The following is a 15,306-nucleotide window of genomic DNA, read 5'->3' on the forward strand; positions in this document are numbered from 1 at the left end:
CGATTACATCTTCGCAGCGATTGCGCAGCGAGCGACGGCTTCCCGTCCTCATAGCCGAAACCTCCCCATCTTGACTTTCAGAAAAACATACCCTATTTTCTGACATGGAGTTGAACCATGATCACGGCAAAAATCAAGCAGCGCATCGTTGGAAAGGGCCGAGGTGCCATCTTCGCGCCGTCGGACTTCCTCGATATCGGATCGCGTGCGAGCGTGGATCAGGCGTTGTCGCGTCTGGCGGATCAGGGCGTGATCAGGCGGCTGACGCGTGGCCTCTACGACTATCCCACGCACAGCACCCGCTTCGGGCTCCTCGCACCCTCCGCCGATGACATCGCACGCGCCGTTGCACGGAAGGACAACCAGGTTCTGCAGCCTTCGCCGGCCATGGCGGCGAACCAGTTGGGTCTGTCCACCCAGGTCCCGTCCAATCCGATCTACATGACCGATGGGCCTACCCGGACGAAAAAGGTCGGGCGGCAGGTGATCCGGTTCCGGAACGCCTCTCCGAAGACCTTGGTTGGTGCCGGGTCTAAGGCGGGCACGGTGTTTCAGGCGCTCCGTTATGTTGGCAAGGACCGCGTCGACGATCAGGTGATCGGCAAGATCGCCCGCACGCTGGATGCCAAGGATCGGGCGCTGCTTGCAAAGCAAAGCCGACATGTTCCGGCCTGGATGCATCCTGTTGTTGAGCAGATTGTGGCTCACGCCTGAGTATGGATGCCTTCGCGAACGACACGCCTGCAAACCGCGATGAAGCTTTCCGCCAGGCCGCGGCAGAACTCGGCTTTGCCAAGGCGATTGTCGAAAAGGACTTCTGGGTGTGCTGGTCACTCCAGCACCTTTTTGCCCTGCCCTCTTTTGGCGACCACCTAATCTTCAAGGGAGGCACATCGCTTTCGAAGGCCTATGATGTGATCCATCGGTTTTCCGAGGACGTCGATCTGTCGCTCGACCGCGCGCAATTCGGGTTTGAGGGAGACCGTGACCCTGAAAACCCCGGCCTCTCGGGCGGCAAGCGCAAATCGCTGCTGCAAGATCTTCAAGAGGCCGCTGAGGCGACCGTCGCTGGCCCTTTGATCGGAGAAATCAACACCACTTTCTCCGCGCGTCTGGACCAGCCATTCTCGCTCCAGATCGACGAAGACGACCCTCAGACCATACTCTTCGCTTACCCATCTCTCGGCGGCGATGATCCAGCCTATATCAAACCCGTTGTACGGTTTGAGTTCGGTGCAAGAGGCGCACAGCTTCCGGCCGATCAGCGAACAATCTCAACTTACGTTCAGCAGGCCTTCCCCGATCTGCCCGGCCTCACCTCTGTTGATGTACACACTCTCGGGATCGAAAGGACGTTCTGGGAAAAAGCGACGATCCTTCACATGCTCTTCCATCAGGACGCGGGCAAACCGCTCGCTGACCGCATGTCTCGACACTACTACGACATGGCAAAACTGACCCAGCACGACGCCAAGGCGCACGCTTTGGCCAATCTCGACCTCTTGAGCGAAGTTGGCCAGCACAAATCGGTATTCTTCAAGGCGGCCTGGGCAAGATACGAGGACGCTAAACCGGGCTCGCTTCGCCTTACTCCGGGCGACCAGCTGAAGGCCGCCCTCCGAAGGGACTATGCCGGGATGCGTGAGATGATCATGGGCGACGCGCCAAGCTTCGATGATGTGCTGAGTGCGATCGGGGCGCTGGAAGCAGAGATCAACGCAGCCTGACCTAGAAGCCAATTGAGCGCCATGAGCTATAGGATCTCGTTCTATAACTCATGAATGGCCCAGATTTGAGCGATAGAGCGCGAGGTTTAACGCTGGCATGTCATTCTGCAGCCAGTCCCGCATCTTCCAGCTGTTCATGGTCCGGCAGGTCCTGCAGTGACTCCAGATCGAAAGCCACGAGGAACTGCTCTGTGGTCACATAGGTGTAGGGTGCTCCGCGCCGCGGCGAGCGCGGGCCGGTTCCGATGAGACCGCGGGCGTGCAGCCGCCCGATCAGGTCGCGACTGATCTCCTTGCCGAAGATATCCTTCAAGCCATCCCGGGTGATCGGCTGGTGATAGGCGATGGCGGCCAGCACCGCGACATCGTATTCGCGCAGGCCGAGAGCCTGATCGCCGACATCCGCCGCGGTCCGGATCGCCGCCGCATAGGCCGGGCGCGTCCGCAGCATCCATCCGTCGGCCACCTTCGCGACTTCGAAGGATCGTCCTTCGAGATCAGCCATCAGATCGTCGATCAACAGATCGACCGAGGCCCCCTGCCCTACGACGCGGGCCAGGTCTTCGCGCGGCACAGGTGAGGCAGACGCAAAGAGAACCGCCTCGATCCGGCGCATCCATTCGCGCCAGCGCAGGTCAGCGGGCAGGTCGTCCAGCTCACGATCCAGATCGGTATCGGCGTGGTCCTTCGCCATCGTCAGATCCCATAGAGCCGAAAGGTGTCGCGGCCGGTCAGCTCGCGCACAGCGCCCAACTCGACAAGCCGGTCACAGATTCGGCGAGCAGCTCGATCGGACCTGAGCGACATCAGTGCCGTCGGAGCCACGGCATCCCGGCTCAGGAAAAGCGCGACGGCCTCATCAGACCCCCTCGCCCGGAGCTTCGGCGCGACCTCTTTCAAGCGCGCGGCGCGGCGGGCAAGATTGGCGGCCTCCTGTGTTGCCTGCGCGACAGCCGCCAGGATCGCCCGATGGCAGGCTAGGCGTAACTCGTCACCCGACTTCCGCAGATTGGCCCGCTTCAAACCAAGTGCCAGGAGCGGCAGGACATGGTTCCACCCGAGCGTCTGCGCCAAAGCCGCGTCCGCCAGGATCAACGCCGTCGCGGGATCGCGTGGTCGATCAGCAAGAACCGCCTGCAGCACCGACGCAACGCGCGCGACCGGCGCGCCCCGCCCCGCGCTCAACCAGGTGGCAATCTTCTCCGGTTCAAGATCAGGCATGGCGCGGTGCAGTGCTTTGACCGACACGGGTCGTTGGACTGCGCGCTGCCAAGAGAGATAGATCTCGCCCGCCGGTCCGGGACTGTCGCCAGGCTGCAGGAACGCTACAGAATCGCGCAGCTCCGCGGCCCTTTCCGGCCGGCACGCATTTACCACGGAGACCTCGGCCGCGCGCAAAGCCAGCCGCGCCCTCAGCAAGGTCTGGGGGACGTCGTCCCGGCTCAGCACCAGATGCAGGTGGCCAAGTGTAGCACCGGACAAAAACGCCACATCTTCAGGGATTTCCAGCCACGCCGACGTGACCCAGGACGGCATCCGGGGTAATGTCTCGCTGTCGTCTAGGAGCTCATGGCGGGCATAGGTCATGCCACAAGACTATCCCAACTCGGCGCTTTCGTCCACAATATGATGTGCAAACCGCCCCACCCTGCGACTCGTCGTCATGTCCAATAAGTTTGCCTTATCGGACATAAATGAAGTAGGCTGAGAAACATGAGCAGAACACCTGAAAATACGCCCTCAGGCGATGAGAAATCGAGCGCAGTGAACGATGCTGCAACCGGAGATCACAAGATCGACGAGAGAGAGGCCGCGGACGGGTATACGATCACCCTGCCCGCTCATGTGGCCGGCTCCGGCAATCTCGACCGCCTTGTCGATATCGCCCGCGACTACGCCAAGGCCTCGACGGCGGAGAACACCAACAAGGCCTACGCGGCCGACTGGAAGCACTTCGCGCGCTGGTGCCGGCTGAAAGGCACGGAGCCCCTGCCGCCGTCGCCGGAGATGATCGGACTCTATCTCACCGACCTGGCGGTGCCAAGGAATCGGGTCCCTGCCCTGTCAGTTTCGACGATAGACAGAAAACTCTCCGGCCTTGCGTGGAACTACGCGCAACGTGGCTTCACCCTGGACCGCAAGAACCGGCACATCGCCGCGGTGCTGGCCGGGATCAAGCGCAAGCACGCACGCCCACCAGTGCAGAAAGCGGCGATCCTGCCCGAGGACATCCTCGCCATGGTCGCCACCCTGCCCTTCGATCTGCGCGGATTGCGGGATCGCGCGATTCTGCTTTTGGGTTACGCTGGTGGCCTCCGGCGCTCCGAGATTGTCAGTCTCGATCACGGGAAGGACGACACACCGGACTCCGGTGGTTGGGTCGAGATCCTCGACGATGGTGCGATCCTCACGCTCAACGCTAAAACCGGTTGGCGTGAGGTCGAGATCGGTCGCGGATCGTCCGAACAGACCTGCCCGGTGCATGCGCTCGAACAGTGGATGCATTTTGCCAAGATCGATTTTGGGCCAGTCTTCGTGCGCACGTCACGCGGCGGTAAACGCGCGCTCAACGCCCGGCTCAACGACAAGCATGTGGCTCGGCTGATCAAGCGAACGGTCCTGGACGCTGGCATTCGATCTGAGCTGCCCGAGAAAGACCGCGTGGCGCTCTTTTCCGGACATTCTCTGCGCGCTGGTCTCGCCAGCTCCGCCGAGGTCGACGAGCGTTACGTCCAGAGACAACTTGGGCACGCCTCGGCCGAGATGACCCGTCGTTATCAGCGTCGCCGCGACCGGTTCCGGGTAAACCTGACCAAGGCTGCGGGATTGTGAGGATCAGCCGTCTAGCAGATAGGCCGTCAGGTTCTGGTGGGCATGCAATATGCGGATGATCTCGACCCCCTGCCCCGCCGCCCGGTAGATCACCAGATGCGCTCCGCTGGGATGGATACGTACCGCAGGTGTGAACTCACTGCGCTCCCGGGCCATCTCTGGAAAGTCAGCGAGAAGGTCGAAGAGTGCAAAAAGGCCATCCGCATAGCGATCTGCCTGCTCGATGCCCCAGTTGTCTGCGCCGTAGTGCCAGATCTCGGACAAGTCGGTTTCAGCCGCGGGTCGAATGACCCAACCGCTATTCTCCGGCATATTTGGCGTGCATCCGGGACTTGAACGTGCTGCGATCAAGCGAGGTCGCTGGGCCACTGGAGAGGCCTGCGTCGACAGAAGCCTGGATTTCAGCAATGGCCTCACTCCGCGCACGATCACGCCGGATCAGGTCGCGAACGTAGTCGCTGGAATTGGCATACCGTCCGGTTTTTGCCTGTTCTTCGACCCAGTTTTTCATCGGGTCCGGCAACGAAATATTCATGGTGCCCATGGTGATCTCCTTATTAGTAGTATGTATGACAAAGTTTGCCAAAGTGCAAGAACGGCTCATACAAACGGAACCAAACGGTCGTTTAATTGCGATACCTAAAATTGCAAACGGCCCGATTTCATGCCCCTCATAGGCTATGCGCGCGTATCCACAGAGGATCAGACCCCCCTGCCCCAGTCTGAGGCCCTTCAGTCTGCGGGATGCGCCGAAATCTTCGAAGAACACGGCTCTGGCGGCAATCGCGCGCGTCCGGTGCTTGCGCGCGTGCTCGAACGTGTCCAGAGCGGCGATACGCTGGTCGTCGTTCGGATCGACCGGCTTGCACGGTCTTTGTCACACCTTCTCGAGGTGATTGAGCGGCTGGAGGCCAAGGGCGCCTTCTTCCGCTCCCTGCAGGACCCTATTGACACAGCATCCCCGCAGGGCAAGTTCACGCTGCAGGTTCTCGGCGCCGCGGCCGAGTTCGAACGTGCCCTGATCCGCGAGCGCACCAAGGCCGGGCTGGCCTCTGCGCGCGCCAAAGGTCGCGTTGGTGGCAATCCTGGGCTAAGCGCCAAGGATCCCGTCGCGCTGCGCAAGGTGCGGCTGGCGCGACAGGATGGCTACATGGAGCGCCTGAACGAGACCGCGCAGGATTGGGTGCCCCATGTGCGCCGCTTGCGCCCCGATATGGCTTGGGAAGACGTCCTGCGGATTATCAATGGCCCCCTGCCCCCAGATCGCCATTGGACCCAAAGCCGCCTGCTCCGCGCCGTGAAAGCATATGTGCGCGACGGCTTTCTGCCCGCTGAAGTGCTTGGCCGCGCTGGACGTCGCGAAACCGACGATCGCCTTCCGGCGATTGTTGCTGCGATCAAGGGTGCAGATCCTAACATCACGCTGCAGGCGATCTGCGACCGGCTAGAATCCATGCGTGAGCGCACGCCTCGTGGACGTACAAGCTGGCAACCGTCCTCCGTCAGGATGCTGTTGGAACGGGCGGAAAAGCTAGGAATGTTGGAGTAGATTAGGGAGCAGCGTTGTCCCATAGCCGATGAGATACTACTCACCCCGTTCACGAGTTCAGCAGTCCGCAGAATTCACTGAGCATATCGTCGGCAGGAGCATCGAAGGAATCGCCGGTTGCGCCACGTATCAAGCGCCTCGCAGCAAATCCTGCACCACCGATGGCTTCTTTGCGATCAAGGCCAGCAGGACTTGAGCAGGACCCGTCGGGTGTCGACGCCCATGTTCCCAGTTCAAGAGCGTACCCTTTGCTACTCCTATGCTGCGGGCGAATTCAGCTTGTGAGAGACCAGTTCTTTGGCGAACTTCGGCTACATCGACATCGACAACGGATACCTCATGGACCTTGGCGGCCGTCATGTTTCCATCTGCGAATGCCAAGGCCTCTTCTAGGCCTTTCGACACCGATTCATATGCAGTCATGTTGCGTCTCCGTACCTTGCGACAAGCGCTTTGCTCATTTCGACTGCCGCGGCTTGTTCAGCCTTGGACAGGTTGGCCTTTTCGTTCTTGGCAAAGACCGTGATCAAAAAGATCGGCATATGGTTCCCGCCAAATACATACAACGTCCTGAAGCCGCCGCTCTTGCCGCCCCCAACTCTTGGGATGCGAATCTTGCGAAGCCCACCGCCGAGAGAAACCCCATCATCAGGATTGCCGGCAATGTAGTTGATTGCAGCCTCGCGCTCTTGTTCCGACATGATTGCTTTGGCGCGCCTTTGGAATTCGGGCAGTTCCACCACCGTCTGCAACCGCGTCATTGTAAGTTACCACTTATGCTTCGTTGACGTATAAGTCAATGGCACACAGACCGAGCTTAGCGCAACCCAATTTGTGCCACTCTTGGATATTGCCCAACTGACAGCGTTCCGACCAGATGCTTGAGGCAAGTGTAGATCGCAGCTCGAGAGCGTCGAGTGGCTTGGTCTTTCGGAAAACAGCCCTGTCATGACGTGCCAGAAGAAAGGATGCGGTGTCCTCCCGGCTGAACCCTGCATTCTTCCGATACTTAACTACCGCTGCGTTCAGTACCTGGACACTGCTCCGGGACCCCTGCCCTTGTATCTCATCGGCCCGATCCGCCTTTGGATCGTCTGCCATTAGGTAGAAAACGGCATTCGCATCTGCGAACTCAGCGTTCATGCACCGCGTCGCGACACATATGCGTCTCCTTGGGCAGCTTGCCCCGAAACCGCTTCAGTGCTTTGAGGATTTCATCCACGCGAGGCTTACGCCGAATACGCACAGCACCATCGTCATTGACCAGGTCGATCTCATCACCTTCCTTCAAGCCGAGTTCAATCACAAGTTCGGCGGGTAGCCGGACGGCAAGGGAGTTTCCCCATTTGGCAACTTGCATCTTGTCCTCTCAGGCATGGATAAAACAACGTTCAGTGTACATCCATCTCGCTCCACAAGCAAAGCCGTAGCCCTGCAGGTACGGCGACGGAAATGCGACGATGCGCCATCGCAACGGAACCTGTTGTCGTCCAAAAATTTGAAGAATCATTAGGTTCGCACTGATTCAGCGGTACCATCGACCAATAACGCTGGTCTGTTTCTCGGCGGGTAACGTTCCCTTTTTTCGAAGAAGCACTCCATTAGATCGAGTTTTTAGTTATCAATTTCAATATCTTAACCAAGATCCGACAGTTTGGCTTTAATTGGTGCTGTGGATAACTTTTGCACTACATCTAGATTCTTCTTGCCGGACTCGCTAGATCGTGGCATTCCCATTCTGACGGCAAATTGCGTCAGACACGTTGTGCGTCGTCAAAATGATCAAGAGCCTTAACAGAGGCCAAGAGCGGGCGGCAGGATATGGATGATCGTAACGTTGGATATGCGCAAGGCATAGGCTCTTCTGACATCGGCACGTTTGCCGACAATCTGGCCGAGTCCTTGGATCGGCAAATGAAGATCGCCTTCGAACCCGAAGAACGTAAAGCCTTGCGGCGTTTCAGCTCGACCGAAGTCGCCGGTCTCCTGCGCGTAAGCACGTCTAACCTGCGCAACCGGCACAAGGACGGTAGCTTCCCGGAAGTGCATACTGATAACCGCGGGCACCGGTTCTACACAGCCCAAGAAGTGGACGAATTGCGCAATATCTTGGAGCGCACGGGAAAGAATGCCGAATCTTATCGGCCAGGTCGACGCGATGGCGACCGACTTCAGGTGCTATCTGTCGTCAATTTCAAAGGTGGCTCGTCGAAAACAACAGCGACGATACATCTTGCACAGCGGTACGCCTTGCGCGGCTACCGTGTTTTGGTCTTGGATCTTGATCCGCAAGCAAGTTTGACAACATTTTTCGGCTTTCGGCCCGAACTCGAGTTCGCCGAAGGTGGAACAATCTATGATGCTCTGAGATATGAGGATCAGGTCCCGCTCTCTGACGTGATCCAAAAGACCTACTTTCACAAGCTCGACATGGTTCCGGCCGGCTTGATGCTCTCGGAGTACGAAACCGAGACAGCAAATGCGCTCGCCCGTCGGATGCAGCCCATTTTTGCGGAGCGCCTCGCCTTGGCGCTCGAGGAGGTAGAGGCAAACTACGACATCGTATTGATCGACTGTCCTCCTCAACTCGGCTTTCTGACTCTCACGGCATTAGCGGCCTCTACGGGGCTCCTGGTGACGGTCGTGCCTGGCATGCTCGACATCGCTTCCATGAGCCAATTCCTGAAACTTGCGTCAGAAACGGTAAAGGCCGTTGAAGAAGCGATTGGACGCCGTGTGACATGGGATTTCGTCAAATTCCTGATCACAAGGTATGAGCCGTCAGATGGGCCACAGACCCAAATGGCTGGCTACCTGAGATCAATTCTCGCCGGCCAAGTCATGACTGAACCCATGCTGAAGTCTACCGCAATCTCTGACGCCGGAATGACCCAGCAGACCGTCTATGAAGTTGATCCCGGACAGTTCATCAGAAAAACGATTGATCGCGCTCTGACCAGCGTGAACGGCGTTGCCGATGAACTGGAGCAGACGATCCAAATGGCATGGGGGCGTCGCTGATGGCCAGAAACATTTTCAACCAACCTCCGAAGGACGAAAAAGAGAGCGCGGCTCCCTCCCCTACCCTGCAAAAAACTGCAAAGCTACCCGGCTCTGTTGGCGGTTTGCGGGACTCCTTGCGCGAAATCACGGCCAATTCGATCCGGGACATCGAACCCGATCAGATTGACATGGATGGCCTTCGCGATCGGTTGGTGCTGGAAGATACGAGTATCGACGAGCTGGCCGAGAGCATTAGCAAGCATGGCCAACAAGTGCCGATCATGGTCCGCCCATCGGGCCAACCCGACAGATACCGCATCATCTACGGCCGCCGTAGACTGGCAGCGATCCGCAAAATCGGAGGAACGGTCAAAGCAATCGTTCGCACATTGGACGACGACGCCTCGCTTATCGCACAGGGTCAAGAGAACAACCTTCGACTTGATCCGTCTTTCATCGAAAAATCTTTGTTTATCAGAGAGATGCAGGAAATTGGGTACAAACCCGGCGTTATTCAGGATGCTTTGGGGTTAACCCGGCAAGGCGTGTCCAACCACCGGGTCGTTATCGATCAACTGCCTGATGAGCTTGTTCAGCTTATCGGGCCGGCACATGGCATCGGAAGACGGCAGTGGGGTGATTTAGCGGCCCTATCGGGAAAGGTAGACTTGGTGAATTCGGCCAAAGAGGTGATCGCCACCCTGCCCGACGACACTCCAAGCCCCGAGAGATTTCAGGCGGTCTATTCTGCTTGCTCGTACAAGGCGCGTGCAGACAAGAAACCGACCAGTCGCGGCGTGACGTCCGTCGTCAAGAATGAGAGCGGCGACACTGTCGGAACGCTGACAGTCGATCAGAAAGCGATCGCCATCAAGATCGCCAAAAAGGACAACCCAGAATTCGGCCAGTGGCTCGAGGAGCGTGCGGAAGCTGCGCTTTTGCAACTCTTCGATACATGGCGGAATGAGAGCGGCTCTGGGTCCTAACCCAGGCCACATAGAGGAACCCGAGCAAAGGAGAAAAGCGAAGACCAGAAAGAAAAGAGCCCCCCAAAGTTTCCCCTGGAGAGCCCTCATCATTCGATTTGCACCCATGATGTAGCAACCTCCAGCAAACCGGTCAAGAGTCACCGATTCGGTGAACCAATTTTTATTGCCTTTTCCCAGATAAAATCTTGGGAGGAGACAGGGAAGCTGTGGGCCAAACGGTCATCGTGATCAAATCATGGCATTTACAAAACTATCAATCGAGGCTGCTGGTGCAGATGCATCATGCGGCTCAACTCCCGCATCTGAAATCGATATCTGGACCATCTTCCGGGCCCTGAGAGACGCGCGCAGCGTGTTCGGGCTTCGCCCTGGCCACATCCAGACCCTTCAAGCAATGATCAGCTTTTTGAAACCTGGCCACGGCGAAACGGTTTTTGCATCAAATTACTCCATTTGCCAGCGCGTTGGCGGGATCGACGAACGGACACTCCGCAGGCACATCAACCGCTTCGTCGAGCTCGGATTCATCAGGCGCAATGACAGCTCGAACCGAAAGCGCTACCGCGTTCGCTCATCCGGCGGAGAGTGCATCAGTTATGGATTGTCGCTTGCACCCCTGCTCCAACGTGCGAGCGAGCTTATCACCATCGCGCAGGAAATGGAGAATAACCGGCGGGATCGGATTTTTGTCCGCAAACAGATCCTCACAAAGCTCGCCCATTTGGATGAGCATGATCCCAACAACACATTCATCAACCACGCACGAAAAACTCTTCGCAGGAAGCTAAGCCTCCCCGAATACCGCGCACTGCTCTCCGACACAGACGCAGAATGCCAGAGTTTATCCACCCAGGATGATCCACCAGAAACAACGCAACTGCCCGCCAATGACGGACAAACTGTCCGGCATCAATCTAAGTCTGAAGAAGGAAAAAAAGATTTCGAAAGCAACGTGGGCAAAGAAGCACTGGAACCAGAATTATTAACTTCGGTCTGTGACCAGGCGACCGCATTTGCCACAGAAAAGCTTCGAGATTGGATCGACATTGAGGCTCACGCTCGGAATCTTGCTCCAATGATGGGAATACACCCAGAAACGTTCGAGAAAGCAAAGAAGGCTGTAGGAACGCGGAAAGCATCGTGCGCGATTTTCATCATGCTACAGCTAGGACAACGCATCAGGGATTTTGGAGCCTACTTTCACAGTATCACTTTGGGCCAACGACAAACCCAATTTGATCCGGTTTCTCTGATCAAACGCCTGTCCAAAACCAACGAGAGTGTCGCCTAGTGTCCACCGCGGTGGACATCTGACCAGGAACCACACTCATGACAGCGCCGTCTCTCCAATCACTACAAACCGGTCACCCCGAGATCGACCCAAGCAATGATGTACGTTCGTTCAGCTTGCCTCAGAACAAAGGATGTCCACCGCGGTGGACAAAATGGAGACCACGCGGACATAGTGGTTCAGGCCGCCAATTGTTGCAGGATACAATCAGATTTCTTTCGTTGTAATTCTAGCGCTCCACCGGCAGGTCACCACCTCCAAAGAGGTTTGGAAAGAGCCGCTCTCGATAATCTAACGGAAACGCTAACCGAACGGGTGTCTTCGGAGATGCGGAGGTCAGGAATCCGGCGGCGGTCAGTATGCTGAGCGTGTTGCGAGCAGTACGCTCGGACGTCTTGAGCACAATCTGCGCGTCACCTCGTTCCAGTGCACCATGCCGAAGAACCGCTGAGATCAGTTCCGGCACACACCTGTAATCGACGGTATCTGCAACAAGACGACGATACAGTTGGTCCAATCCCCCGAGATCGAACAGTTTTGCGGAGAAGGTGATCTGGTCAAGCGTCACTTTCAGGAACCATTCACTGAACGTCTTCAGTGCCGCTTCTGACAGGTTCCCTCGTCCGTCGCGGTCTCCGCGGCGTGGGCTGTCGGCCAGATCCATCATCCGTTTGTACTCGCCCCGATCGGTCAGCCCGCGGGCCAGCCCACGCGATACGGACCAAAGCCCTTGGCCACCAATCCCCGCTGTGAGGGCCATGGCATGAGACATCAGTCTGCTGACGCGCCCGTTGCCATCCGGGAAAGGGTGGATGTAGTTCAACCGGTGATGTGCAGACGCGATCGCGATGATCCGTCCGCTCGAAGACCGCTCCGCAATTTGAAACCGTTTGTCAAAGTGATCCATGAACGCCGCGACGCGTGACGATGATGGAGGTAGGTGGCGCCCGACCGCAACTTCTCGATCATCGTCCTGGCGCATACGTCCCGGAACGATGGGCTCCTGTGTACCGTCGGGATGTTCGAGGACCCGAAACTCGTCAGGCATCTCGTCATAGAAGCTCTTATGGACCCAAGTCAGGAGTTCGACAGATGTGGGGCGGGGCAGGGTGCCCTTGCGATGCATCTCATCGATGGCCCGTTGAACGATGACGTGCGCCCGGGCCTCAAGGGCGAGAGGACGGGTTTCTTCCTCAAGTTCGGCTGCGCTGTCAGGATGCAACCCAAGTCCCAGCCCGGTGGCTTACCTCTGGATGTCGACCGAAAGGTCTGCCAGTTCTGTAGGAATATGCTCCTCGAAGAAGCAGGGTTCGATCCTAGCGGGCGTTTCTAGCCTTTTGCCGATCTTCTGCGCCTTCTAAGTAATTGAAATTTCGACATTTTACTTGATTAAGGGCAGGATTCTGCCGATATGCGTTGCCGATCTTGAATTGCTGCATGAAATCAATGGCTTCGGCAGATGTGCCGGGCTTTCAGTTTTCTTGAGTGCCCATAGGGACCGAGGAAAGGGAAAGTGTTCTTCGGGTTTTGTGACTGACGGATGAGGGCCTTTGGGGTCCCTCAGATGGGTCCGGGCCGGGTTCCGGTCTGTCTTTCCCGATCAAGGACATTCCAATGCAAACAGGTGTCTTGCGCGTGATGCGCGCGACCGCTGCCTCTTGGTGGCGGCACAAAGAACTGCGACGAACTGGCCAGCTAGAATTGGCAAGGCGGCTCGAACGCAAGACCGTGTTGCGCGATCTCGTCCATCTCAGGCAGGCGGCGACATTGCCGAATGCGCATGTGATCTGCGGCGAGGGCGGGACATTCATCCATCTCGGTTGGACCACCGTGTCGACCCTCGCGCCGATCGAGCGCTTTCCCTTGGCCGCTCTTGCGGCCGCACGCGGGACGCCCTTCATCGATCTCCGACCCGTCACCGATGTCATCGCCTTCGCGACCCTGCCGCGGGTGACGCGGGACGGATCGCTCGACCCTGAGCATTCGGGTGCCGGCAAGTGCGTCTCGCTGACCACCTACATCGACATGGTCGAAGCCCTCGGTGCCAAGATCGCCAACGATCCGCGGCCCCGTCGCTCAACCTGATCCCCAATCTTCTCACCAACACACGAAAGGACGCCAGCCATGGCCCGATCCAGCACGCCCAAATTCGATGCCTCCGAGGTCATCACAAACGAAATCATCCGTATTATTGAGCGCGGCGTGCTGCCGTGGCGAAAGCCCTGGACCGCAGGTGGCAGCTCGCGTCCTCTGCGCGTTGGAGGGGAGCCGTACCAGGGGGTCAACAACTTCCTGCTGACCATGCGCACCGTGAGGGCAGGCCACAGCTCACCTTTCTGGATGACGCTGCCGCAGGCCAATGCTTTGGATGCAAAGGTTCGCAAGGGCGAGAAGTCCTCCGTGGTGGTCTACTATGGTCAGAGCCGAACCCGGGGGCAGGGGGACGACGATCATGACGATGGTGATGCAGACGATCCTCGCGTCTTCCGTTTCCAGAAATCCTATCGCGTATTCAACGCCTGCCAGATCGAGGGCTTGCCCGACAGTTTCTACCCTGACCCGGAGCCCGTGCCCGAGCATCCGCCGTCCGAGCCCATCCCACATATGCAGGCGTTTTTCGATGCCATCGACATCACAACCGTCTTCACGGGCACGGAAGCCTACTACCTGCCGCCCGTGGACAAGGTCTACATGCCGTCGATCACCCGGTTCCACGACCCGCGCAATTTCTACGGAGTCTGGGCGCATGAGCTGGCCCATGCCACGAAAGCCCCGCATCGGCTCAACCGCGATTTCGGGTTCTCGAAGTTCGGCAACACCGCTTACGCGCGCGAGGAGATCGTCGCGGAATTGACCTCGGTGTTCCTGGGTCAGACGCTCGGCTTTACGGCGCATACGCTAGAGATGAATGCTGCCTACCTCCACAACTGGCTGCGGGTCCTGCGCTCGGACAAGAACGCGATCTTCAAGCACGCCGCCGATGCGCAACGTGCCTGCGACTACCTGATCGCCAGATCGGAGACGGGCAGGGCAGGTCGCAGTGCCGAGGCCGCCTGACCGCACGGAGAACGGAGACACCCATGTCACGTAAGGAACCCAAAACGCTGCGGGTGGCCTGCTTCAACGACGGCCGCCGCAAGATCATCACCTTCAACCGCGGTGCCTATTGGTGGAGCGCTGCCGAGGGCGCTTATCCGCTCTCGGCAGCGCTCGAGAGCATCAAAGAACAAGGCGGCTGGATCGAAACCATCCCCAACCCGAATTACAGACCCAAAGGGCTGTTCGGGTAGGGCACCTTCTGCTTCGGTCCTTCCGCCACGCGGAAAAGAAAAAGCAGGCTTTGGGAAGGGTGTTTCAACTTCTCAAAGGAGATCCCCATGTCCATGACCGTTCAACCCCAGCCAGACCGTCCGGATCCGAGTGTGATCGCCGCGCAGAACGACGCGTTTCGCAAGCTCGCGTGCCTTGGAGTGCCGCCCGCGCAGCCCATCCAGGGCCGGATGCATGTCACCCGCTCGCTTATGGAGGCCGGTGACGGCTTCATGGCCGAGGCGGTGAAGGCAACCGGTGAGTTTGCCGCGTTCGAGCCTGAGAATGACCCGGAAGGCTGGCACGATTTCGGGACGGTCGAGATCCGGGGTGAGACCGTGTTCTGGAAAATCGATCTCTATGAAGCAGGCTTGGATTTCCGCTACGGGGCCGAGACCCCCGACAATCCTGCCACCACCATGCGCGTGCTGACCATCATGCTGGCGCGCGACTGGTAGGGCAGGGGACGCCTCCCCCTGACATCTCAGACGATGAAGGCCCGCGGCCCCCAAAAAGGCAAAGCGGGCCTTCGGTCTTTGTGATCCCCGAAGCCGGGGATTGGTCACGCGCGAGCACGCGGGCCGAATTCCACCCACCGAGAAGGAC

The 15,306-nt window shown here is 58.3% G+C and carries 18 protein-coding genes and 1 pseudogene; 11 read left to right on the top strand and 8 right to left on the bottom strand.

Annotation, left to right across the window (positions count from 1 at the left end; translation table 11 throughout):
- Positions 1-117 precede the first annotated feature (117 nt).
- Complete coding sequence (locus tag C2I35_RS18265; protein ID WP_103764493.1) at positions 118-714, top strand: DUF6088 family protein; 597 nt, start codon at positions 118-120, stop codon at positions 712-714.
- Between the two features lie 2 nt (positions 715-716).
- Entirely contained in the window at positions 717-1,727 is a 1,011-nt protein-coding gene (locus tag C2I35_RS18270; protein WP_103764494.1) for a nucleotidyl transferase AbiEii/AbiGii toxin family protein, read from the top strand.
- 100 nt (positions 1,728-1,827) lie between these two features.
- On the opposite strand, the gene scpB is transcribed toward C2I35_RS18270, so the two are convergent.
- On the bottom strand, positions 1,828-2,421 hold the full coding sequence (gene scpB / locus C2I35_RS18275) for an SMC-Scp complex subunit ScpB (protein ID WP_103764495.1): 594 nt from the start codon (positions 2,419-2,421) through the stop codon (positions 1,828-1,830).
- A gap of 2 nt (positions 2,422-2,423) precedes the next feature.
- Positions 2,424-3,314, bottom strand: a complete 891-nt coding sequence (locus C2I35_RS18280) for a DUF1403 family protein (RefSeq protein ID WP_103764496.1) — start codon at positions 3,312-3,314, stop codon at positions 2,424-2,426.
- Between the two features lie 126 nt (positions 3,315-3,440).
- Here C2I35_RS18280 and C2I35_RS18285 point away from each other — a divergent pair, with 126 nt between their 5' ends.
- Positions 3,441-4,559, top strand: coding sequence for a tyrosine-type recombinase/integrase (locus tag C2I35_RS18285; protein WP_103764497.1), 1,119 nt, complete (start codon positions 3,441-3,443; stop codon positions 4,557-4,559).
- A gap of 3 nt (positions 4,560-4,562) precedes the next feature.
- Here the strand turns inward: C2I35_RS18285 and C2I35_RS18290 are convergent, their stop codons facing one another.
- On the bottom strand, positions 4,563-4,871 hold the full coding sequence (locus C2I35_RS18290) for a type II toxin-antitoxin system RelE/ParE family toxin (RefSeq protein WP_103764498.1): 309 nt from the start codon (positions 4,869-4,871) through the stop codon (positions 4,563-4,565).
- Positions 4,858-5,103 carry a type II toxin-antitoxin system ParD family antitoxin gene (locus C2I35_RS18295; RefSeq protein WP_103764499.1) on the bottom strand — a complete coding sequence of 82 codons (246 nt, stop codon included), beginning with the start codon at positions 5,101-5,103 and terminating at the stop codon, positions 4,858-4,860. The genes C2I35_RS18290 and C2I35_RS18295 overlap by 14 nt, the downstream gene beginning before the upstream one ends.
- A 120-nt stretch (positions 5,104-5,223) precedes the next feature.
- Between C2I35_RS18295 and C2I35_RS18300 the strand changes: the two genes are divergently transcribed.
- Positions 5,224-6,108: a recombinase family protein gene (locus C2I35_RS18300; RefSeq protein WP_103764500.1), complete on the top strand. Its 885-nt coding sequence runs from the start codon at positions 5,224-5,226 to the stop codon at positions 6,106-6,108.
- Positions 6,109-6,237: 129 nt separating this feature from the next.
- On the opposite strand, the gene C2I35_RS18305 is transcribed toward C2I35_RS18300, so the two are convergent.
- From C2I35_RS18305 to C2I35_RS18320, 3 genes are all read right to left on the bottom strand, one after another.
- Positions 6,238-6,531: a helix-turn-helix domain-containing protein gene (locus C2I35_RS18305; protein WP_103764501.1), complete on the bottom strand. Its 294-nt coding sequence runs from the start codon at positions 6,529-6,531 to the stop codon at positions 6,238-6,240.
- The gene (locus tag C2I35_RS18310; RefSeq protein ID WP_067623056.1) at positions 6,528-6,869 is read right to left on the bottom strand and encodes a type II toxin-antitoxin system RelE/ParE family toxin; all 342 of its coding nucleotides are present in this window, start codon (positions 6,867-6,869) and stop codon (positions 6,528-6,530) included. The genes C2I35_RS18305 and C2I35_RS18310 overlap by 4 nt, the downstream gene beginning before the upstream one ends.
- Before the next feature lie 371 nt (positions 6,870-7,240).
- Complete coding sequence (locus C2I35_RS18320) at positions 7,241-7,468, bottom strand: AbrB/MazE/SpoVT family DNA-binding domain-containing protein (protein WP_103764503.1); 228 nt, start codon at positions 7,466-7,468, stop codon at positions 7,241-7,243.
- Positions 7,469-7,929: 461 nt separating this feature from the next.
- On the opposite strand from C2I35_RS18320, the gene repA reads away from it, so the two are divergent.
- The 3 genes from repA (at position 7,930) to repC (ending at position 11,391) form a co-directional block, all read left to right on the top strand.
- Entirely contained in the window at positions 7,930-9,129 is a 1,200-nt protein-coding gene (gene repA, locus C2I35_RS18325) for a plasmid partitioning protein RepA (protein ID WP_103764504.1), read from the top strand.
- A complete protein-coding gene (gene repB, locus C2I35_RS18330) occupies positions 9,129-10,097 on the top strand; it encodes a plasmid partitioning protein RepB (RefSeq protein WP_245890542.1) in 969 nt (322 codons plus the stop codon). The genes repA and repB overlap by 1 nt, the downstream gene beginning before the upstream one ends.
- Before the next feature lie 238 nt (positions 10,098-10,335).
- Entirely contained in the window at positions 10,336-11,391 is a 1,056-nt protein-coding gene (gene repC / locus C2I35_RS18335) for a plasmid replication protein RepC (protein WP_103764506.1), read from the top strand.
- 229 nt (positions 11,392-11,620) lie between these two features.
- Here the strand turns inward: repC and C2I35_RS18340 are convergent.
- A pseudogene (locus C2I35_RS18340) lies at positions 11,621-12,736 on the bottom strand (Fic family protein).
- Between the two features lie 269 nt (positions 12,737-13,005).
- Here C2I35_RS18340 and C2I35_RS18345 point away from each other — a divergent pair.
- The 4 genes from C2I35_RS18345 to C2I35_RS18360 all read left to right on the top strand — a co-directional run bounded on the left by C2I35_RS18345 (position 13,006) and on the right by C2I35_RS18360 (position 15,158).
- Entirely contained in the window at positions 13,006-13,476 is a 471-nt protein-coding gene (locus C2I35_RS18345; RefSeq protein WP_245890543.1) for a hypothetical protein, read from the top strand.
- A gap of 39 nt (positions 13,477-13,515) precedes the next feature.
- On the top strand, positions 13,516-14,448 hold the full coding sequence (locus tag C2I35_RS18350; RefSeq protein WP_103764508.1) for an ArdC family protein: 933 nt from the start codon (positions 13,516-13,518) through the stop codon (positions 14,446-14,448).
- 23 nt (positions 14,449-14,471) lie between these two features.
- Positions 14,472-14,681 (top strand): DUF6330 family protein, encoded by a 210-nt coding sequence (locus tag C2I35_RS18355; protein ID WP_103764509.1) that lies wholly within the window; start codon positions 14,472-14,474, stop codon positions 14,679-14,681.
- Positions 14,682-14,768: 87 nt separating this feature from the next.
- The gene (locus C2I35_RS18360; protein WP_103764510.1) at positions 14,769-15,158 is read left to right on the top strand and encodes a DUF3768 domain-containing protein; all 390 of its coding nucleotides are present in this window, start codon (positions 14,769-14,771) and stop codon (positions 15,156-15,158) included.
- The last annotated feature ends 148 nt before the right edge of the window (positions 15,159-15,306 follow it).

Source organism: Roseovarius confluentis (genome assembly GCF_002917925.1).
GTDB lineage: Bacteria > Pseudomonadota > Alphaproteobacteria > Rhodobacterales > Rhodobacteraceae > Roseovarius > Roseovarius confluentis.